At 68.5% G+C, this 19,648-nt stretch carries 22 protein-coding genes; 6 read left to right on the top strand and 16 right to left on the bottom strand.

Features of this window, described 5'->3' with window-relative positions:
• Positions 1-2: 2 nt before the first annotated feature.
• The 9 genes from ACZK5D_RS13950 to ACZK5D_RS13910 form a co-directional block, all read right to left on the bottom strand.
• Positions 3-1,336 (bottom strand): IS3 family transposase gene (locus ACZK5D_RS13950; RefSeq protein ID WP_463664529.1). Its coding sequence is split into 2 segments (ribosomal slippage): positions 3-1,057 and positions 1,057-1,336, totalling 1,335 coding nucleotides; the frame shifts between segments, so codons are not numbered across the junction.
• Positions 1,299-1,793, bottom strand: coding sequence for a phenylacetate--CoA ligase family protein (locus ACZK5D_RS13945; RefSeq protein ID WP_463665699.1), 495 nt, complete (start codon positions 1,791-1,793; stop codon positions 1,299-1,301). Before ACZK5D_RS13945 ends, ACZK5D_RS13950 begins: the two co-directional genes overlap by 38 nt.
• Positions 1,790-2,716, bottom strand: a complete 927-nt coding sequence (locus tag ACZK5D_RS13940; protein WP_463665698.1) for a hypothetical protein — start codon at positions 2,714-2,716, stop codon at positions 1,790-1,792. Before ACZK5D_RS13940 ends, ACZK5D_RS13945 begins: the two co-directional genes overlap by 4 nt.
• Before the next feature lie 208 nt (positions 2,717-2,924).
• Positions 2,925-3,179 carry a hypothetical protein gene (locus ACZK5D_RS13935; RefSeq protein ID WP_463665697.1) on the bottom strand — a complete coding sequence of 85 codons (255 nt, stop codon included), beginning with the start codon at positions 3,177-3,179 and terminating at the stop codon, positions 2,925-2,927.
• A gap of 94 nt (positions 3,180-3,273) precedes the next feature.
• A complete protein-coding gene (locus ACZK5D_RS13930) occupies positions 3,274-3,555 on the bottom strand; it encodes a metal-sensitive transcriptional regulator (protein ID WP_463665696.1) in 282 nt (93 codons plus the stop codon).
• Between the two features lie 27 nt (positions 3,556-3,582).
• Positions 3,583-6,372 carry a heavy metal translocating P-type ATPase gene (locus ACZK5D_RS13925; protein WP_463665695.1) on the bottom strand — a complete coding sequence of 930 codons (2,790 nt, stop codon included), beginning with the start codon at positions 6,370-6,372 and terminating at the stop codon, positions 3,583-3,585.
• A 96-nt stretch (positions 6,373-6,468) separates the two neighbouring features.
• Positions 6,469-6,774 carry a hypothetical protein gene (locus ACZK5D_RS13920; protein WP_463665694.1) on the bottom strand — a complete coding sequence of 102 codons (306 nt, stop codon included), beginning with the start codon at positions 6,772-6,774 and terminating at the stop codon, positions 6,469-6,471.
• Between the two features lie 698 nt (positions 6,775-7,472).
• Positions 7,473-8,402 (bottom strand): ABC transporter permease, encoded by a 930-nt coding sequence (locus tag ACZK5D_RS13915; RefSeq protein WP_463665693.1) that lies wholly within the window; start codon positions 8,400-8,402, stop codon positions 7,473-7,475.
• On the bottom strand, positions 8,399-9,085 hold the full coding sequence (locus ACZK5D_RS13910) for an ATP-binding cassette domain-containing protein (protein WP_463665705.1): 687 nt from the start codon (positions 9,083-9,085) through the stop codon (positions 8,399-8,401). The genes ACZK5D_RS13915 and ACZK5D_RS13910 overlap by 4 nt, the downstream gene beginning before the upstream one ends.
• A gap of 374 nt (positions 9,086-9,459) precedes the next feature.
• Between ACZK5D_RS13910 and ACZK5D_RS13905 the strand changes: the two genes are divergently transcribed.
• The 3 genes from ACZK5D_RS13905 to ACZK5D_RS13895 all read left to right on the top strand — a co-directional run bounded on the left by ACZK5D_RS13905 (position 9,460) and on the right by ACZK5D_RS13895 (position 11,008).
• Positions 9,460-10,260, top strand: a complete 801-nt coding sequence (locus tag ACZK5D_RS13905) for a prolipoprotein diacylglyceryl transferase (RefSeq protein ID WP_463665692.1) — start codon at positions 9,460-9,462, stop codon at positions 10,258-10,260.
• A gap of 5 nt (positions 10,261-10,265) precedes the next feature.
• Complete coding sequence (locus tag ACZK5D_RS13900) at positions 10,266-10,697, top strand: hypothetical protein (RefSeq protein ID WP_463665691.1); 432 nt, start codon at positions 10,266-10,268, stop codon at positions 10,695-10,697.
• 131 nt (positions 10,698-10,828) lie between these two features.
• Positions 10,829-11,008, top strand: a complete 180-nt coding sequence (locus tag ACZK5D_RS13895) for a hypothetical protein (protein WP_463665690.1) — start codon at positions 10,829-10,831, stop codon at positions 11,006-11,008.
• A 109-nt stretch (positions 11,009-11,117) separates the two neighbouring features.
• Here the strand turns inward: ACZK5D_RS13895 and ACZK5D_RS13890 are convergent, their stop codons facing one another.
• From ACZK5D_RS13890 to ACZK5D_RS13880, 3 genes are all read right to left on the bottom strand, one after another.
• Entirely contained in the window at positions 11,118-11,759 is a 642-nt protein-coding gene (locus ACZK5D_RS13890) for a DUF305 domain-containing protein (protein ID WP_463665689.1), read from the bottom strand.
• A 90-nt stretch (positions 11,760-11,849) separates the two neighbouring features.
• On the bottom strand, positions 11,850-13,001 hold the full coding sequence (locus tag ACZK5D_RS13885; protein WP_463665688.1) for a sensor histidine kinase: 1,152 nt from the start codon (positions 12,999-13,001) through the stop codon (positions 11,850-11,852).
• A complete protein-coding gene (locus ACZK5D_RS13880; RefSeq protein ID WP_463665687.1) occupies positions 12,998-13,708 on the bottom strand; it encodes a response regulator transcription factor in 711 nt (236 codons plus the stop codon). Before ACZK5D_RS13880 ends, ACZK5D_RS13885 begins: the two co-directional genes overlap by 4 nt.
• Positions 13,709-13,831: 123 nt before the next feature.
• Between ACZK5D_RS13880 and ACZK5D_RS13875 the strand changes: the two genes are divergently transcribed.
• From ACZK5D_RS13875 to ACZK5D_RS13865, 3 genes are read left to right on the top strand one after another with little or no spacing between them, the layout of a single operon-like run.
• Entirely contained in the window at positions 13,832-14,134 is a 303-nt protein-coding gene (locus ACZK5D_RS13875; protein ID WP_463665686.1) for a hypothetical protein, read from the top strand.
• Entirely contained in the window at positions 14,134-15,099 is a 966-nt protein-coding gene (locus tag ACZK5D_RS13870) for a cytochrome c biogenesis CcdA family protein (protein ID WP_463613908.1), read from the top strand. The genes ACZK5D_RS13875 and ACZK5D_RS13870 overlap by 1 nt, the downstream gene beginning before the upstream one ends.
• Positions 15,096-15,716: a peroxiredoxin family protein gene (locus ACZK5D_RS13865; protein WP_463613909.1), complete on the top strand. Its 621-nt coding sequence runs from the start codon at positions 15,096-15,098 to the stop codon at positions 15,714-15,716. The genes ACZK5D_RS13870 and ACZK5D_RS13865 overlap by 4 nt, the downstream gene beginning before the upstream one ends.
• Before the next feature lie 76 nt (positions 15,717-15,792).
• Here ACZK5D_RS13865 and ACZK5D_RS13860 read toward each other — a convergent pair whose 3' ends face one another.
• The 4 genes from ACZK5D_RS13860 to ACZK5D_RS13845 form a co-directional block, all read right to left on the bottom strand.
• Positions 15,793-16,125 carry a YnfA family protein gene (locus tag ACZK5D_RS13860; RefSeq protein WP_463665685.1) on the bottom strand — a complete coding sequence of 111 codons (333 nt, stop codon included), beginning with the start codon at positions 16,123-16,125 and terminating at the stop codon, positions 15,793-15,795.
• Between the two features lie 70 nt (positions 16,126-16,195).
• Complete coding sequence (locus ACZK5D_RS13855) at positions 16,196-17,116, bottom strand: cation diffusion facilitator family transporter (protein ID WP_463665684.1); 921 nt, start codon at positions 17,114-17,116, stop codon at positions 16,196-16,198.
• Positions 17,113-19,113: a heavy metal translocating P-type ATPase gene (locus ACZK5D_RS13850; RefSeq protein WP_463665683.1), complete on the bottom strand. Its 2,001-nt coding sequence runs from the start codon at positions 19,111-19,113 to the stop codon at positions 17,113-17,115. The genes ACZK5D_RS13855 and ACZK5D_RS13850 overlap by 4 nt, the downstream gene beginning before the upstream one ends.
• Positions 19,110-19,523, bottom strand: coding sequence for an ArsR/SmtB family transcription factor (locus ACZK5D_RS13845; protein ID WP_463613913.1), 414 nt, complete (start codon positions 19,521-19,523; stop codon positions 19,110-19,112). Before ACZK5D_RS13845 ends, ACZK5D_RS13850 begins: the two co-directional genes overlap by 4 nt.
• Positions 19,524-19,648: the final 125 nt, after the last annotated feature.

The following is a 19,648-nucleotide window of genomic DNA, read 5'->3' as shown; positions in this document are numbered from 1 at the left end:
TGTCAAGTTCCGGCTTTGATGGAGGCATGGATTGCACGCTCGGGCTCGTCGAAGGGCTGGGTGCAGGCCGTCGCGTGTGCTCTGGCGCTGTAGTGGGCGGTCTCGTATTCGACGGGTGGGATCAGGCCGATCTCTCCGTGGAGGCGCCGATGGTTGTACCAGTGGACCCATTCGACCACCGCGATCTCGAGGTCGTCGATCGAGCGCCAGGGGCCGCGATTGCGGACGAGTTCGCCCTTGAACAGGGAGTTGAGGGCCTCGGCCATGGCGTTGTCGTAGGAGTCGCCGCGGGAGCCGACCGAGGCGACTGCTCCTGCCTCGGCGAGCCGTTCGGTGTAGCGGATGGCCACGTATTGGGTTCCTCTGTCGGAGTGGTGGACGAGCTGGCTGGTGTCGTGTCCGTCGCGGGCCCGGGTCCACAGGCCCATCTCGAGGGCGTCGAGGGCCAGATCGGTGCGCAAGCTGGTGGAGACCTGCCAGCCCACGATGCGGCGGGAGAACACGTCGAGGACGAAGGAGACGTAGACCCAGCCGGCGAAGGTGCGCACATAGGTGATATCGGCGACCCACAGCTGGTTCGGCGTGTCGGCGCGGAACTGGCGCTCGACCAGGTCGGGGCGCAGGTCCGGCCCGTTGCCGGGCTGGGTGGTGCGGGGGCTCTTCGAGCGGATCAGGCCGCGTAACCCCAGCTCGCGCATCAGCCGACGGGTGGTGCATCGTGCGATCAGGCCGGAGCCCGTCGGGTGGCAGGCGTGCCCGGCGATGCCCTCGCGAACCAGCTGCGCATGGACCTTGCGCACCCCGTACACGCCGTAGTTGTCGCGGTGCACGCGGGCGATCTCGACCCTCAACTCCTCATCGCGCACCGCGCGCGGCGAGGGTGGCCGCGACCGGGCGGAGTAGTACGTCGACGGGGCGATCTTGGCGCCGGCCTCGGTGAGGACCTGACAGATCGGCTCGACCCCGACCTCGCGCCCATCGACCACGTCATGGCGATGGGCGTCGATGTAGGCGACTACCTGGGGTTGGGGCGGTCGAGCTCCGCCGCGAAGAAAGCCGCCGAGGTCTTCAAGATGTGGTTGGCCCGACGCAGCTCGCGCACTTCCCGCTCAAGCTCAACCAGCCGCTGCGCGTCCGAGGTCGTGGTGCCCGGCCGGGTACCCTCGTCGACCTCTGCCTGGGACACCCAGCCGCGTAGCGTCTCCGGGTTGATCCCTAGCTGCTCCCCGATCCGGCGGATCGCCCCCGGCCGTGACGCCGGGTCCTTCCTCGCCTCCAATGTGAGCCGGATCGCCCGCTCACGCAACTCGTCGGGATACTTCCGTAGTGCTGGCATCCGATGCCCTCCTTCGTGACTTGGATGCCTCCATCAAACCCGACACTTGACAGCGGATCCATTCGCGACGGTTCCACACGAAGACGCCCCGTTGTCCGGTTGAACCGGCGGTGGCCGCTGTCCACCACCGACCCTGCCAGGGCTGTCCGGGATCACCACCCAGGGATTCCAGATCCTGCAACCGTCGCGTCACCGAATCGAGGCGAAGCACTGGGGCGGTCACCAGCCTGTCCCACTGCGCCATCAGTTGTGTCTTGGTCAAGGGCGGCAGCTGCGCCAGCGATGCGGATTGCATGCCGCGGTGCTGGTCGGCATAGAAGGGCGAGTGGTGGGAGGCATGGTCGCGCAGACGCGCCAACATCCGCTGTTGGTAGGTGTCGAGCTGGGTTCGGGTCCATCGATCATGCCGGTGGGTCCTCGCACGGGTCACCAGCAGTTCCCCGAACAGGGCTGTCATCGCCGGCCCCCAAGGCTGACGCTCTCCGGGACAGGAGCGGTCAAACCCGAGTCGACGTATGTAGAGGCCGCGTCGGCGGCCCTGGCCACCGCTCGCAGCAGTGCCGCGAATCTGTCCATGCCTTCGGCGACGTGTGCCGCGTGGAACTCGAGTCCCACGGTGGCACCGAAGACGTCGCCGGCCCCGACGGGGGCCAGTTCGTCGGCGACTGGTTGCGTCGGGATGTGTGTTGCGGTGCCGTGGTGGCAGAGGGTGGCGCCGCGTGGTCCTTGGGTGACGACGAAGCCGGTGTCCCGCGCGGCGTCGTTTGCTGACCAGCGTGTGGCCTTGGTGAGGGCGTCGGTCAGGTCGTCGTCGGAGAAGACGACGAGGTCGAAGCAGGACCACGTCGCGGCCTCATCGTCATCGATGTCGCGACGCAGAACCTGCCGGTAGAAGTCATGGGTCGTGGGGCCGCTGGATCGCATCAGGCCTTGGGCCAGGAGCACGCGGACGATTCTGTCCTGGTGTGCTGCGGCGATGGTCCCGATGTCGTCGGCTCGATCACGGTCGGGGACCAGTGGGCAGAAGTAGATCAGGTCGAAGGACCCCCCGAGAGGCTGGCACGCGATGGGCTGGAGTGGGCGGTCGGCGGGGCGCCAGTACTGGACTCGTTGCTGGGCGGCGACGTGCTCGGTGCCGGTTCGTCTGGTCGGCTCGACGACGTTCTTGTAGGACAAGGAGCGCTGGCCGGAGGGTTCCCGGTCGCAGCCGAAATCGTCGAGGAGTGGAAGGAGATCCGAGGCGTAGGGGCCGCTGACCACGGGGCGCAGCCCATGCTCCAGTCGAAGGTGTCGGGCGATGAACAGCGTCGGTGACCCCCACGTCGAGGCGAGGCCCTGCCTGCCCACCGTGTTGTCGTCGATGCACAGATCGCCGATCACGATCGCCGAGGGAGGCTCTCCGTGCGAGGTCGCCTGGGACGGGTGGGCCGACTGGACAGATGCCGTGTGCAGGTCCCGTCGTCGTGCCGCCGTGGTACCAGACGGGTGGATGCCGTGGGGAGCGGCGCTTCTGGTCACTGGTACCCCCTTGCCTTGGGCGTTCGCTTGGTTTGTGTGGTGGGGTCGGAGCCTCCGCCGCGGCCAAGTTTCAGTGTTGGTGCCCGGAGCCTGGGCCACCGTGCATGAGCAGCATCATGCCAGCGCAGAGGAGGCCTCCGATCAGGGCGCCTGCGCCGCCTCCGCTGAACAGGGACCACAGCCCGAAACCGATCAACGGCAGGCACATAAGCAGCATGTGCCACATGTGGCCACCGTGGCCTTGATGCTGCTTGGCGGGTCCGGTGTCCGCGGGTGGGGCGTCGGGTCCGGTGTCGGTGGGGCGGTGGTGGCTGTGGAGGCTCATGAGCCGGGTTCCTCTCGTTCGGGTGTTACTTCCACTGTGCGCGGTCCGGATTCAGATCAGGTCCGCGACTGGTCAACCTCTGATCAAGAACGGTTCAGCTGCGGACCAGGCGTGAGATGGCTATGGAGGCTTCGCTGACCTTGGCGTCCCGGTAGGCGGGATCTGCTGACTGGATGGCCTGGGTGAGGCAGTGCTGCAGGTGGGTGCCGACCAGGTCCAGGGCGACTGAGCGCAGCGAGCCGGTGACTGCTGAGGTCTGGGTGAGGATCTCGATGCAGTTCGCGTCCTGGTCGACCATGCGGGCGATACCACGGATGTGGCCTTCGACCACCGCGAGTTGGCCGATGAGTTCCTGACGCTGTGGGTTGCTGGTCATTGTCCTGGACCTGGTCTGGTTCGGCGCCTAGTGGTGGTGGTGCGGGGCGGGGGTGTGGGCGGGCTCTTGGTGTTGCTCGGCCGCGGCGTGGGGGTGTCCGTATCGGGCGGGGTCGGCGTCGAAGGCTTCGGCGCAGTGGGTGGAGCAGAAGTAGATCGTGGTCTCGCCGATGGTGCGGGTGGCGGCGGCGCTGGCGGGCTTGACCTTCATTCCGCAGACGGGATCGATCTGGGCCGTGGTCTTCTTGCCGAACATGGGGGTGTCCTTTCCGGTTGTGTGGTGCTGGGTGGTCGTTGTTTCGCCGCCGATTTCGACGACGGGGGTGACGGGGGTGCCGGTGGTGGGGGTCTCGTCGATGGGGTGGGGTGCCCAGCGGCGGAGCCGGTTGGCGTTGGTGACCACAGACAGGGAGGACAGCGCCATGGCTGCGGCGGCGACGATGGGGCTGAGCAGGATCCCGAAGACGGGGTAGAGCAGACCGGCGGCGATGGGGATGCCGAGGGTGTTGTAGAGGAACGCGAACACCAGGTTCTGTTTGATGTTGCGCATGGTGGCCCGGGACAGGTCGACGGCGGTGACCACCCCGAAGAGGGCGCCGGAGATCAGGGTGATGTCGGAGGATTCGATGGCCACGTCGGTGCCGGTGCCGATGGCGGAGCCGACGTCTGCCTGTGCGAGGGCGGGGGCGTCGTTGATGCCGTCGCCCACCATCCCGACGATCTTGCCTTCGTCCTGGAGTCGGCGGACCTCGGCGGCCTTGTGGGCGGGCATTACTTCGGCGACCACGCGCGGGATCCCGACCTGGGCGGCGATCGCGGCGGCGGTGGCCCGGTTGTCGCCGGTCATCATGATGACCTCGATGCCGCGTGCCTGGAGGGCTGCGACGGCGGCCGGGGAGCCGTCCTTGATGGTGTCGGCCACGGCCACGATCCCGGCTGGGAGTCCGTCGACGGCCACCAGCATCGGGGTCTTCCCCCCGGAGGCCAAGGCGTCATGCAGCGGCAGCAACGTGTCGGGGTCAACACCGGACTCCTCCAGGAGCCGACGGTTGCCGATCAGGACGTCGTGGCCGTCGACGTGGCCGCGGACGCCTTGTCCGGTGATGGAGTCGAAGTCGGTGACCTGGCCCAGGGTGAGCCCGCGGTCGGTGGCGCCGGTGACGATCGCCGCCGCCAGGGGGTGCTCGGAGCTGTTCTCGATGGCGGCGACCCAGCCGAGGAGCAGGTCCTCGTCGAACGCTGCGACGGTGGCGACGTCGGTGAGGGTCGGCACGCCCTTGGTGATGGTGCCGGTCTTGTCGAGGATGATCGCGTCGAGCTTGTGGGCGGTTTCCAGTGCTTCAGCGGAGCGGATCAGGATGCCGTGTTCGGCTCCCTTGCCGGTGCCCACCGTGATGGACATCGGGGTCGCGAGCCCCAAAGCGCAGGGGCAGGCGATGATCAGGACCGAGACGGCGGCGACGAGCGCAAACACGAACACCGGCGGGGGACCCACCAGCAGCCAGATCGCCAGGGTCCACACCGCGATGACGATGACGACCGGGACGAAGTAGCTGGAGACCTTGTCCACGAGGCGTTGGATGGGGGCCTTGGAGCCTTGGGCTTCACGGACCAGACGGATGATTTGGGCGAGGAGGGTGTCGGAGCCGACCTTGGTGGCCACGTAGCGCAGTGCGCCGGTGGCGTTGATGGTGGCGCCGATGATGGTGTCGCCGACGGTCTTGGCCGCGGGGATGGATTCGCCGGTCACCATCGACTCGTCGACAGCGGAGGATCCGTGGATCACCTCACCGTCGACGGGCATCTTCTCCCCGGGGCGGATCACGATCACATCACCGACGACGACGTCCTCGACCGGGATCTCCAGTTCGGTGTCGTCGCGTAGGACGCGGGCGGTGCGGGGCTGCAGACCGATCAGCTTGCGGATCGCCTCACCGGTGCCGGCCTTGGCCTTGGTTTCCAGGAGACGGCCGAGCAGGATCAGGGTGATGATCACCCCGACGGCTTCGAAGTACACCTGGCGCAGTTCCTCGGGCAGGAGGCCGGGGGCGAAGGTGACCACCAAGCTGTAGCCGAACGCCGCGACGGTGCCCAGCGTGATCAGCGAGTTCATGTCGGCGGTGCGGTGAGACAAGGCCCGCCACCCGACGCGGTGGATAGGCCACCCCGACCACAGCATCACCGGCGCGATCAACGCCAACTGCAGCCACGGACTCATCAGGACCTCAGGTACCCAGGTGGCGCCGAACAGCTCGACGGCCATCACCGCGATCAGCGCCGGGGCGGTGAGGATCGCGCCGATGATCACCCGACGGGTCAGGTCCCTGATCTCCGCGGCCCGCTCCGCCTCATCATCGTCGCCGGTGGACAGACCGGCCACCGCCGTGGAGGCGGTTTCCTGCGCGTGGTGCTCCGGTGTGGTGGAGGTGGGGGCTGGTGCGGTGTGGGGGTCGCCGGTGACGCGGATCAGGCCGGAGACCATGTTCATGCCGCAGGCGAACCGGAACTCGCCGGCCTCGGTGGGCGTGAACTCGACGGCGGTGGTGCGGTACGCGGGAAGGCTCGCGTTGACCTTGAAGTCCGGGATCACCACCCGCGAGGTGCACTCGCCGCCCTCTCGGCGGTCGAACATGATCCGCACCGGCATCCCGGGACGCACCCCCTCGATCACACCGGGGTTGTAGCCCCCGTCGACGGTCACATCGACCACCTGAACACCGTCCTCGATGCGGACTTTCCCGGCCCGTTTCGGGCCGAAGAAGAACCACAACAGCAGCCCGGTCAGGACCACCGCCCCACCTATGACCAGCCAGAGCATCACAAATCTCCACTTCTTCTCGACTCCCACCCATTACCCTGGGGGGGTATACATCGAGGGTAGACCCGGGGAGGTCCGGAAACGACCCAGAGGAGGTCAGGCTTCGGTCAAGATTTCCGGGCCACCATCTACCGAGGCTGTGGTGGTGGCGTGTCGGCGGGATCGTGGGCGGCGCCGGCGTCGGGTCAGCTCGAACCCGGAGCGGTCGAGGGTTGCCCGGACCTGGTCGCAGGTCACGGCACCGGCCGGGGCCAAGGTCAACAGCGACTCGCCGTGCGGCTCCAGCTCCATCCCGACGGTGTGCACCCCGGGCAGTGCCCGCACTGCGTCGACGGCGCTGATCATGCAGCGCCAGCAGCTGAGCCCACGCACCCCGTAGGTGGTCTGTGTCATCGTCGTCACGTCGGATCACCCTCGCTTCTCTGGTCGGTTTCGCGTCTCCATGTCGATGGTGCCCCGGGCTGTGTCCGGAACCGGTCTGGGTGTGGTCAAGTTCTAGGCAAGACCGGTGTTGAGCCGTGCATGCTTCGCTATGGGCATCGGTTTTGTGGTGCTTGTGCGGGCGCTGAACATGACCGCGACGACTGTGGTGAGCCCGAGGATCCAGAACGCGGCGATGAGGAGTCCCCCCGTTTCGTCGAAGGTCTCGGTGAGGCCGGTGTCGATGAGGACGCGGTAGGGCCCGTAGCCGGGGGAACGCTGCGGCGCCGGGTGGTTCCAGCCGCAGCATCGGGCTCTGCGTGATGCCGAGGTCCAGGAAGGGGATGACGAATGCGATCAGTACTCCGGTGACGCGTCCGAGGAGGAATCCGAGGCACATCCCCAGCAGTGCGTAGACGGCTCCGATCAGTAAGGTGCCGGTGATGAAATCCCGCCCATTGACGGGCCGGGAACACCATGGCCGTGATTTTCAGGGATGCGGCCGCGGCAACGAGGACCGCGGCGGCGACCTCCCCGAAGCGGCCGACCAGCAGGGCGGATCGGCGCATCCCGGCTGGACCAGGCGGCGATCCCCATCCCGGTTGTTGAGGGCGATGAAGAGCCCCGCGACTGCGGCCAGCGAGGCCACCGCGATCGGCGCCATGGTTCCGGCGTGCGTGTCAGGCAGCCAGAACCGCATGTCGACCTCCTGCCCGCCGTCGATCACGCGCATCACGGAGAACCGCTCTTCGGTGATCAGTCTCGACATCCAGATGAAGATCACCGGCACCGTCACGAGGAGGACCCAGAGGGCTGGGTCGCGTCGGTACTGCCGCATCCCCATCCGGAAGCTCTTCCCGGCTTGCCCCGCCCAGCCCGGTCGACGCGATCCGTCCGGGCGTCGGACGTTGCGTGTCGCGCGCGAGGAGCAGTCCGCTGGCCAGGAGCGCCCCGCCGACCCACACCAATGCGATGGCGAGGTCTCCGAGGTTTCCCCCGTGGCCCGAGGGCAGGTCCACCATCCACAGTGTGACGAAGTGGGTGGGCATCCACCGGGTGATCTCCACCCGGTCGGGCGAGGTGAGCGCCGGCCCGAAGAACACGTCGAGGATCCAGACGAGCAGGATCACCACCGTGCCGTTGACCTGGTCCGTGACGACCGATCCGACCGCGGCGCCGATCCCGACGTAGATGACGGCGAACATGAGCGTGCCGGCCGCGACCCGGAGAGGATCGTCGACCCCGCCGCGGAGAAACAGCGTCGCCAAGGCCGCCGCCGAGGCCAGCACCGCGATCAGCAGGCCGGTCGACATTCTGGCGACCACGAGGGCCGGGGCGAGGAGGCCCGCCAGAACCAGCCGACGGTCCGCCGATCTCGACTGGCCGACCTGGAAGAACATCGCCAGCGCCGCCAGGAACGCGGCGGCCCAGCCGGTGGTCGCGGTCTCCACTGCCCGGCCAGTACCGCCCAGCAGTTTCGCGGCGTCGGCCATCGGTTCCGCGGCCACCAACACGAACACGACCGGGATCAGAATCAGGACCACCAGGTTCACCGGGTTGCGGACGTAGTCCAGGAGGAATCGGCGGGTCAGCACCCCGACCGCGGTCATTTCCGGGTCGCCTTCCCGTCACGCAGCTCGATGATGCGGTCGAACCGTGCCTCGTCGGCGATGAAATGACTGATCACCAGCACTGCCCGACCGGATGAGCGCCCGCCCGCGACGAGCTCCCAGAACCGGAGATAGGTGTCCCAATCGAACCCGGCGTACGGCTCGTCCAGCAGCAGCACCGCCGGGTCCGGTAGCAGAGCCAGGGCAAGATGAGCCAGGGCAAGATTCAGTTTCGCCATGGTGCCCCCGGAGAGCCGGTCCTCCCGCTCGTGCGCGTATCGCCCGAAGTCAAGTTCCTCGTACAAGGTTCCCTGCGACCGGAGCCGCTGATCCCGGCTCATCCCGTAGGCCACAGCGAACAGCTCGAAATGCTCATCGCAGGTCAGTCGCTCGAACACCACCGGACGCTGCGGACAGTACCCCAAGGCCCCCTGTACCTCCACGGCGCCGGCGTCGGCTGCCAACGCCCCGACCAGGATCTGCATGAGCGTCGACTTGCCCGATCCGTTCTCCCCGACCAGCCCGACGACCTCGCCGCGGCTCAGCGACAGGGACACACCGTCGAGCACATGGTTGCGCCGCACGAACGGCCACAGCCCCTGCCGGTAGGTCTTGGAGATCGCGGTCCCTTCGAGGACCACATCCGCTCGAACGTCATCAGAGGAGGGGTCGCTTGAACCCATGTCGATCACCGCCTTCGCATCCTGTGACTTTGCCAAGCGCCCGCGAGTGGGCTTCGCCCGACCGCCACAGAGGTCCATTCCTCAACGACCCGAGCCGTGGTGTCGGGTGACCCGTGGCGGCGCCACGACACCCCCAAGGGGTAGGTCATCAGGGTAGGCACGCTCCAGTGCGGAAGTCACCGTCATGGGGTCAGGCTTCGGTCAAGATTCCGGGCCTTAAGGCCGCGACACCTCGTCCGGGCTGGGGACGGGGATCTTGACCAAACCTTGTCCGGGTCCTGTTCGTTGCTTGAGGTGACCGGTTGAGACTGGGCACTGAGGGGCCGCGCGGTCACGTCGCGCGCCTGGAACTTCTTTGACGATGGGAGTGGGCTGTGTGGCCTGAGGTGTTCTCGATATTCGGTGTAGGGATCCAGTCCTATGGGCTGAGTAAAGCGCTGGCGCTGCTGGTCGGCGCGTATCTGCTGGGTCGAGCGTTCACGCGGATCGGCTACGACAAGGACTTGGCGCACTCGATCGCCTTGTGGGCCACGGTGTGGGGATTCGCCGGCGCCAAGGTGTACTACCTGATCGCGAACTGGGACAACCTCAGTTGGCACCTGCTCGGCGGCTCGGGGTTCGTCTGGTACGGCGGCCTGATCGCGGGGTCGATCGCGGTGATCGTGATGACCCGACGCCACGACCTCCCACTTGGACGGGTGGCGGGCGCGATGGCGGCCCCGCTGTCGGTGGCCTACGGCATCGGCCGGATCGGCTGCTTCCTCGCCGGCGACGGCACCTACGGCACACCCACCGATCTGCCCTGGGGGATGGCGTTCCCCAACGGGGTGGTGCCGGTCGACGTGCCGGTGCATCCCGTCCAGCTGTATGAGGCCGCCGGCGCGATCCTGATCGCCGGCATCTTGTGGGCGCTGGGTCGCCGGTTGCGGCCGGTGGCCGTGTTCGGGTCCTACCTGCTGCTCAGCGGCGCGGCCCGCCTGCTCGCCGAGGTCGTCCGGATCAACCCACATGTCCTGCTCGGCCTCACCGAGGCGCAGCTGATCGGCATCGCCAGCATCATCCTCGGCGCCGCCCTGATCCTCCACGATGCCTTCCGCCCCGCCGACGCTGCGGTCTCAGATGCCCCGGCCGGCGCCGAATCGGCTCTCCCCAGCCCGCACCCGGTCGGGAGGTGAACAGCATGGAGACGATCACCGAGCCGGCCACCGCCGTGAGGGGTGGTCGCGGGTTCTGGGGTGCCCTGTGGGCAGGCGCCAGGGCCACCGTCGGTGCGCTGATGGGATTGGCGCCGCACGTGATGCATCACATCGGGTTTCTGGCCGGGGCCGCGGTCCTGACCGGGTTCCTCGGCAACACGCTGCTCTACGTGGTCGGATTGGCGTTGAGCATCCCGCTGCTGCGACGGCTGCATCGCCGGTTCGGCACCTGGAAGGCCCCCGCTATCGGGGTCGCGGTGTTCACCGCCCTGTTCGCCCTGTCCGCGTTCGTGATCGGGCCACTGTTCAACCCCGCCACCCCCAACCAACCAGACACGCCGTCACCGGCGGCCTCCGCCAGCGCGTCCGGCACCGAGGAACACGAGGGGCACCACAGCGCCTCGCCCACCCCATGATCAACACCACAATGAAATGAAAGGAAACCAAGCACATGTGCAATCACGAGCATGGACACCAGCACGGGAACCAGCAGGAGGGAGGCTGCTGCGGCGGTCAGGGTGGGGGCCATCACTGTCAGCATGATGTGGTGGCCGGCCCAGGCGACGTACTGGTCACCTGCACTGTCCGCGGGACCACCACCCTGAAGTCCACCGCAGAGACGGCCGGCTTGTTCCGCGACGTTGAAGGCCAGCGGTACTACTTCTGCTGCCGACGCTGCCAGGACCTCTTCGACGCCGAGCATCTCGCCGGCAGCCCAGCCGCCTAACCCGCCAGGTACGGCGTTCGCGCCCCCTGCGGGCAGCAACAAGGGCCCCCATCCAGCCACGACGGCTGTATGGGGGCCCTTGTCGGTCGCCTGACCGCCTGGATGGGGGTCAGAGGCTGCTAAGCATGTCCTGCATCTCGGTGATCTCGGTCTGCTGGTCGGCGATGATCTTCTCCGCCAACAGGAGAGCATCCGGGTTCTGCCCGTCGGCCAACTGCTGCTCGGACATCCCGATCGCGCCCTCGTGGTGGGCGATCATGGCCTCGAGGAACGCCTGATCAAAGTCGGCACCGGACATGCCGTCGAGTTGGGTCATCATCTCCTCCTGGCTCACGCCGTTCATGTCCATCCCGCCCATGTCCATGCCGCCATGCCCGGCGGGGGAGACGTCTTCACCCCAGGCGCTGAGCCAGGCGGTCATCTCCTCGATCTCCGGGCCTTGGGCCTCGGCGATCCGCTCGGCTATCGCGACGACCTCGGGGGATTCGGCGCGCTCGATCGCCAGCTGGGACATTTCGATGGCGCCCTCGTGATGGATGATCATCATCTGCGAGAAGGTCGTGTCCTGCTCGCTGTGGTCAGTGGCGACGTCCGAGGAGGCGCTAGCCGACGCCGTTGCTGTGGCGGAGGTGCTGCTGGTCGGAGTGGTGGTCGCGGCCGGGGGAGTGGCGCCCTGGTCTGCGCAGGCCGACAGGGTGGCCGTCAGGACCAGCCCCGCCAGCGTGGCGGTGATCCGCTTCGTGCGTGACATATGTTCGTGCTCCGTTCCTGGCCGACGCCTGTCGCCGGTCCTTGATTCCGAGGCTATGAACCCTCAGCCCGCAATCCAACCCATGGAGGGTCAAGAATCGATCAAGACCCGCTCCGCTTCTGGCGCGGTGGCGGTGGCGGTAGGGAGGGTGAGGATGAACGTCGAGCCGTGTCCGGGGCCGGGGCTGGTTGCGGCAAGTGAGCCTCCGTGGGCCAGGGCGAGGCTGCGGGCGATGGTCAGCCCGATCCCGGAACCGCCCGCATCGCGGGCCCGGGCCGTGTCGGCGCGGTAGAACCGGTCGAACACCTTCGAGAGCTGCTCCGGGGTGAGGCCGTCGCCGGTGTCGGTGACCGTGATCACCACCTCGTCCCTGGACTCGCGGGCGCTGATGTGCACGATCCCGCCGGTGGGGGTGTGCCGCAGCGCATTGTCCAGGAGGTTGCCCAGGACCTGACCCACCCGCTGCGGATCGGCTGCCACGGAGCCCGGGTCCGAATCCGCAGACAACGCCACGCCCTTGGCCGCGTATCGGGTGGCGACGGAGGCGACGGCGGGCTCGATGAGATCCCACACCGGCTGGGTCTGGGTGTCGAGGGTGAACCGGCCCTCCTCGGCGCGGGACACGTCGTCCAGGTCGGAAGCGATCTTCTTGAGCCGGGCTGCCTGGAGGACGAGCAGCTGCTGGCTGTCGCGGTCCCAGGGGACCACATCGTCGATCACGGCCTCCAACTCAGCGGTCAGGGTTGCCAGAGGGGTGCGGAGCTCGTGCGCCACATCGGAGAGCAGTCGGCGTCGGCTGGCTTCGGTGGAGTCCAGGCGGCTGGCCATGTCGTTGAACGCGTCGGCGACGGCGTTGAACTCCGGGCTGGTTGCGGTCTGGGGGACGCGGGCGGTGTAGTCGCCGGCCTCCAGCTGGGCGGCGGTCGCGGTGAGTTGTTCGAGTGGGCGGCGCAGCCGCCTGGTCTCGAGCCAGGCCAGGCCGATGGCCAGCGCGAGCGCCACCACCAGCCCGATGCCCAGGGACCGTACGCCGGCGTCGAGGAAGGCCTGCTCCACGTGTCCCATCTCGGCGGTGCCGTCCGCGAGTCCCAGTTGCTGCAGATGATCGTGGAACAGCGGAGGCCCGACAACCATCGCGACCAGGGCGGCGGTGATCACACCGACGGCCACCACCAGCGCCTGGGTGAGGAAGGTGCGGGTGCCCCACCGCATCCGGCCCACGTAGCCGCGCAGTCTGGTCATGATCCTGGTCCCATCCGGTATCCGACGCCGCGGACGGTGAGGATGTACCGGGGTTCCGCGGGCGGGTCGTCGAGCTTCTTGCGCAGGTTCGCCACGTGGACGTCGACGACGTGGTCGTCGCCGACCCAGCCCGCGCCCCACACGGCGTCGATGATCTGCCGCCGGCTCAATGCCACGTTGGGTCGGGCCGACAGGGCGTCGAGGATGTCGAACTCGGTGCGCGTCAAACCCACCTGCTGGTCGTCGACCCACACGTCGCGGCCCTCCGCGTCCACCCGCAACCGCCCGAACTCGCGCGGCGGTAGCGCCACCACCGCACGGTCGTCCGGGCGACGGGGACGCCTGAGGACGGTGTTGACGCGGGCCACGAGTTCGCGGGGGCTGAACGGCTTGGTCAGGTAGTCGTCGGCGCCCACCGACAGGCCGATCAGCTTGTCCACCTCGTCGGCGCGGGCGGTCAGCATCAGGATGTAGCAGTCGGAGAACAGGCGGACCTGGCGGCAGACCTCGATGCCGTCGATGCCGGGCAGACCCAGGTCAAGAATGATCACGTCGGGATCGAGTTCCTGCGCTGAGCGGACCCCGTCAGGGCCGGTGTAGGCCAGGGCGGTGTCGAAACCGGCCTTGGTGAGGTAGGAGGCGACGATCCCGGCCAGCGGGCGCTCGTCGTCGATCACCAGCACACTCGACCTGCGGGGCTCAGCCATATGCCCATTATTGGCACACGTGCGCCCGCGAACCCACCCCCTCACAGGGCTGGGGGAGTGTTCTTGGCCGAACCTTGACCCGGCCTGAACCGTTCCCTGATCTGGAGGGTTGAGTCTGGAAGGGTGAACGAGATCCCGGCACCTGCCCTGGCGGCTATCCCGACCGACGTGGTGGACGTCACCCTGGTCACCGCGCCCGCCTGCCACTTCTGCGACGACGCCCACCAGCGCCTCGGCTCCCTCGACCGCGCCGGTCTGCTCCGGCTCACGACGATCCAGGCGGAATCCCCTGAGGGTGAGGCCCTGATCGCCGAGCACCGCCCGGGCATGTTCCCGCTGACCCTGGTGGCGGGCCGCTACTTCCACGACGGCCGGATCCCGCGCGGCAAACTGGCACGGCTGGTCGACCACCTGGGTGCCCGCTGATGGGCGCCGACCTCCTCAGCGCCGGCGGCATCCTGGCGGCGTTCCTCGCCGGCGGCGTCGCGCTGTTCGCGCCGTGCTGCATCGTGTTCCTCGCCCCCAGCTACCTCGCGGCAGCGGCGAAGAACCGACGCTGGAGACTGATCCCGCTCACCTTCGTGTTCGCCGCCGGCCTGGCGCTGGTCCTGGTCCCGATCACCATGGGCGTCAGCCTGATCGCCGGCGCCATCGCCAAGTACCACGTCGTCCTGTACTGGGCCGGTGGCCTGTTGATGATCGGGCTCGGCCTGCTCGCGCTGTCGGGGGCGATGTGGTCGATGCCCTCGTTCCTCCGGGCCCCGGACACCGCCCGCGGCGACACCGCCACCTTCTTCAGCCTCGGCGTGTTCTCCGGCATCGCCTCCAGCTGCTGCGCACCGGTCCTGGCCGGGGTGATGACCCTGTCCGCGCTGTCCGGCTCACCCGTCGGCGGGCTGGTGCTCGGCCTGGCCTACGTGTTCGGGATGGTGATCCCGCTGTTCGTGATGGCGCTGCTGTGGGACAAGCGCCCCGAAAGGATGCGCCGCCTCCGCGCCAAGCCGATCCGCATCAACCTGGGCCGCTTCACGCTGGCCACCAACACCGTCAACCTGGTGGTCGCCGTCGGGTTCGTGATCATGGGCATCCTCGTGATCGGCCAAGCCGGCGCCACCGAGATGACCGGCGCCGACGCCCCCCTCGTGGGCATGGGCGCCTGGCTCTCCGACGTCTTCGCCGGACTGATCGCGATCACCGCCCCCATCCCCGAAGCCCTCCTCGGCCTCGCGCTGCTCGCGCTGGTGGCGGTGTTCGTCGTAGCCACCCTCCGCGACCGCCGCAGGCACCAACAGCCCGCGACCGGGCATGACTGCTGCGACACCGACCCCACCCCTACCGCCGCGCCTGTCGAATCAGGCGCGCCGACCGCCCCCTCCCAGGAGCCCCGATGACGAGCACGACCCCCCCGACCTCGCGGCGCGAGCAACTCAAGGCCCGGCAGCAGGCCGAGACGCAACGCGACAGGAGTCGCCGCACCTGGACCCGCAGCCTCGGAGCGCTGGTCGTCGTGGCCGTGCTGGCCGTCGTCGGCTACGGCCTCTGGACAGCACGCCCCGAGCAGGGCGACACCCAGCGACTCGCCCCCGACTTCACCCTCACCACCACCGCCGGCACCACGGTCACCCTCAGCGACCTGCGCCCCAACCCGGTGCTGATCTACTTCAACGAAGGCGCCGGCTGCGCGTCGTGCACCATGCAGATGGCCGAGATCGAGAAGAACCCCGGATTCGCCGCAGCCGGCATCGAGGTGCTGCCCATCGTCATGAACAGCGCCGAGCAGATCCTGCCCGACATGCAGCAGTTCGACGTCACCACCCCCTACCTCCTCGACGACGGAACCGTGTCCAAGGCCTACGACGTCCTCGACAAAGGCATGCACCCCGGGATGCCCGGGCATGGCTTCGTCCTCATCGACGGCGACGGCGTCCAACGCTGGTACGGCAACTACCCCTCCATGTGGCTCGACCCCCAGGAACTCCTCGACGAGGTCACCACCCGCCTGAAGTGACCCCCCGCGGCCGGCATCGGGCACAGTCCTGCCACGACCTGGTGGGTGCTACAGGGTGTTGGGTGATCGCCGGCGCTCACGCCGGCCGTGGCGCGTACATGATGACCGCCACGCCGGCCAGGCAGACGAGGGCGCCGACGATGTCCCACCGGTCGGGGCGGAACCCGTCGACGATCATGCCCCAGGCGAGCGAGCCGGCCACGAACACGCCGCCGTAGGCGGCCAGGATCCGTCCGAAGTTGGCGTCGGGTTGGTGGGTGGCAACCAGCCCGTAGAGGCCGAGAGCGATCACCCCGGCGCCGATCCAGACCCAGCCCTTGTGCTCACGCACCCCTTGCCAGACCAGCCAGGCACCGCCGATCTCGAAGAACGCAGCGACGACGAACAGAAGGATGGAACGGGTCGGCATGGTGCCTTCTCTCCGGCTGAGGGTGTAGCGACAGTAGCGGCCGGGCCCAGTTTCCGTGGGGGACCGCTTCTCAATGGTGCGCGGAGCGTTCCAGGGCGCTGTGAGAAGGTGGCTCGATCTGGAACGTGGAGTGTTCGACGCTGACGTCGAAGTGTTCGGCGACGCAGGTGTGGAGGTCTCGTAGCTTCTGGGAGACGTGGCCTTGTGTGAAGCAGTTCTCGTCGACCACGACGTGGGCGGTCAGGACCGGCAGGCCTGTGGCGATGGTGGAGGCGTGCAGGTCGTGCACCCCGATCACGTGTGGGACCTGAAGAATGTGCCGGCGGACGTCGTCGAGGTTCAGACCTGTGGGGGTGGATTCGAGCAGGATCCCGCCGGCTTCTCTGAGGATGGTGATCGCGCGGGGGACGATCAGGGCGGCGATCAACATGCCGGCGATGGCGTCGATCCGGGTCCAGCCGGTGAGCGAGATGATGATCGCGCTGATGATGACGGCGACGGATCCGAGGGCGTCGTTGACCACTTCGAGGAACGCGGCGCGCATGTTGAGGTTCGCGGAGCGGCCCGTGCTGAGGACGAGCATGGCGATGATGTTGCCGACGAGTCCGACGATGCCGAACACGAGCAGACCGCCGGCGGTGACCTCTGCCGGGTCGAAGAGCCGGCGAGCGCCTTCGATGAAGGCGTATATCCCGACGGCGAGGAGGATCGCCGACTGGGCGCCGGCGGCCAGTACCTCGGCGCGGCGGTATCCCCAGGTCCGCTCCGGTGTTGGCGGGCGGAGCGTCAGGGAGGCGGCGATCAGCGCCATCAGCAGGCCGGAGGCGTCGGTGAGCATGTGGCCGGCGTCGACGAGGAGGGCGAGGCTGTTGGTCCACCATGCGCCGATGACCTCGGCGATGAGGATGGTGGCGGTGATGCCGAAGGCGATCGCGAGCCGGGTCCGGTTGGTGGCCGGATTCGCGTGGGCGTGGTCGTGGGTCTCGCTCATGCTCGGGCGAACTCCGGTTCTGTCAGGTGGGCGGGGGCGCCAATCGGGGCGAGGGCGGTGGTGCGGCCGGCCCGGATGCCGTTGCCGATCACGAACACCTCGGCAACCTCGTGGACCAGGACGACCGCGGCCAGGCCCAGCACCCCGAACAGCCCGAGCGGGATGAGGATCGTGATGAGGGCGATGGAGAGGATCACGTTCTGGAGCATGATGCGGCGGGTGCCTCGGGAGTGGTCGAGCGCGTGGGGCAGCAGCCGCAGGTCGTCGCCCATGAGCGCGACGTCGGCGGTTTCGATGGCCACGTCGCTGCCCATCGCCCCCATCGCGATCCCGACGTCTGCGGTGGCGAGCGCTGGGGCGTCGTTGACGCCGTCACCGACCATTGCGGTGGGTCCGGTTCTGCGGAGACGGTCGATGATCGTCGACTTGTCCTCGGGGCGCAGCTCGGCGTACACCTCGCCGATCCCCGCCTCCGCGGCGATGGCGCGGGCGGTGGCGTCGTTGTCGCCGGTCAGCATCACCACCGTGTAGCCGTCGGTGCGGAGTTGCGCCACGACCTCAGCGGCTTCGGGGCGCAGTTCGTCGCGGACGGAGATCGCCCCGACGGCGGCACCGTCCAACTCCACGACGACCGCGGTGGCGCCGGCGTCCTGCATGCGCGTCACCCGCGCGGTCAGCGGGCCGGGGTCGATCCAGCCGGGGCGTCCCAGCCTGAGGCCGCGCCCATCCAGGCTGCCGATGAGTCCGGATCCGACCTCGGCGGTCACCTCGTCGGCTGGGCGCACGTCGTCGACGGCGGCCAGGATCGCGCGGGCCAATGGGTGGTCGCTGCGCGCCTCGAGTGCGGCAGCCCAGCCCAGCACTTCGGCGGGAGAGTGGCCGTCGGCGGACGCTACGTCGATGACCGCCGGCTGGTTGCGGGTCAGGGTGCCGGTCTTGTCCAGGGCGATCGTGCGGACCTTGCCCAGGCTCTCCAGCGCGGCGCCCCCCTTGACCAGGATCCCGCGACGGCTCGCCGCGCCGATGGACGCCACCGCGGTCACCGGAACCGAGATGGCCAACGCACAGGGGGATGCGGCCACCACCATCACCAGGGCCCGCTGCAGCCACACCGCCGGTTCCCCGAGCAGGAAGCCCGCGACGACGGTGAGGGCGGCGGCGATCAGGATGCCCGGAACCAGGGGCTTGGCGATCTGGTCGGCCAGCCGCTGCGTGTCACCCTTCCGGGACTGCTCGGCCTCCACGATGTGCACGATCCGGGCAAGGGAGTTGTCACTGGCCGCGGCGGTCACGTCGACCTCGAGGACGCCGGAGCCGTTGATGGAACCGGCGAACACCTGGTCGCCGGGACCCACTTCGACCGGCATCGACTCGCCGGTGATCGCGGATGTGTCCACCGACGTCCTTCCGGCCCGGATGTCGCCGTCGGTGGCCACCCGCTCGCCGGGCTTGACGATCATGCGGTCCCCGACCACCAGGTCGTCGGGGCTCACCACCACATCGCGGCCGCCGCGCCGGACCGTCGCCTCCCGCGGAACCAGATCCAGCAGCGCCCTCAACCCGTGTCGGGTCTTGGCCAGCGAGTAGTCCTCCAGGCCCTCGGCCAGGGAGAACAGGAAGGCCAGCATCGCGGCCTCCTCGATCTGCCCCAAGGCGGTCGCCCCGACGGCACCGATGGTCATCAGCAGCCCGACGCCGACCTTGCCGCGGGCCAACCGAATCAAGGCCCCCGGCACGAACGTCGACGCCCCCACCAGCAGCGCCGCGACGCTCAACACCAGCCCGGCGGCCTCCCAGCCCAGCAACCCAGCGACGAAGCCGGCCAACAGCAGCGCCCCTGACGCCAGCCCGAGCTGGATGTCGCGGACCTGCCACCACCGCTCCGGCGCGTCGTCATCATCATCACGGCCGGCGCCGGGTGAGGCCTCGCACCCGCACGCGCTCTCGCAGGCGTCGCCTGCCTCAGGATCGCGTGCGCTCAACGCTGGTCCGGTCATCGCCGGCCCTCCGGCCCATGCGCCTTCAACTGCTCAGGGGTGGGATTCGTGGTGGTGCCCACTCCGTAGTTCGGGCACAACGCCACCGCCTGCCCCGTCGACTCCAACAGCCGCTCCGCGGCCGCCAGCACGGCCAGCAACTCCGGGGCGCCCACCAGCGAGAACACCGACGCGCGTCCCTCCGGCCGCGACGACACCAGTCCGCACTCCCGCAGGCACGCCAGATGGGCACTGACCGTCGACTGCGCCAACCCCAGATGCTCCGTCAGATCACGCACCCGATGCTCGCCCAACGTCAGATGCTGCAGGATCGCCAGCCGCGACGGATCCGACAAGCCGTGAAAGAACGCCGCAGCCACCGACAGGTCCCCCACCGCAGCGCCATCATCAAAACCCAATGTCATCGTCATAAGACGATGTTAGCTGGTGGGCTGCCAGCGTATGGAAGCCCACGCACCCCTGGGATCTTCTTGACCGAATCTTGACCGGGCGTGCGACTGGCTCACTCAACAGCTGGGGCATGCTGGTCGTACGA

The organism is Tessaracoccus yangjingae (assembly GCF_055326235.1).
This window is presented reverse-complemented; position numbering and strand designations above follow the sequence as displayed.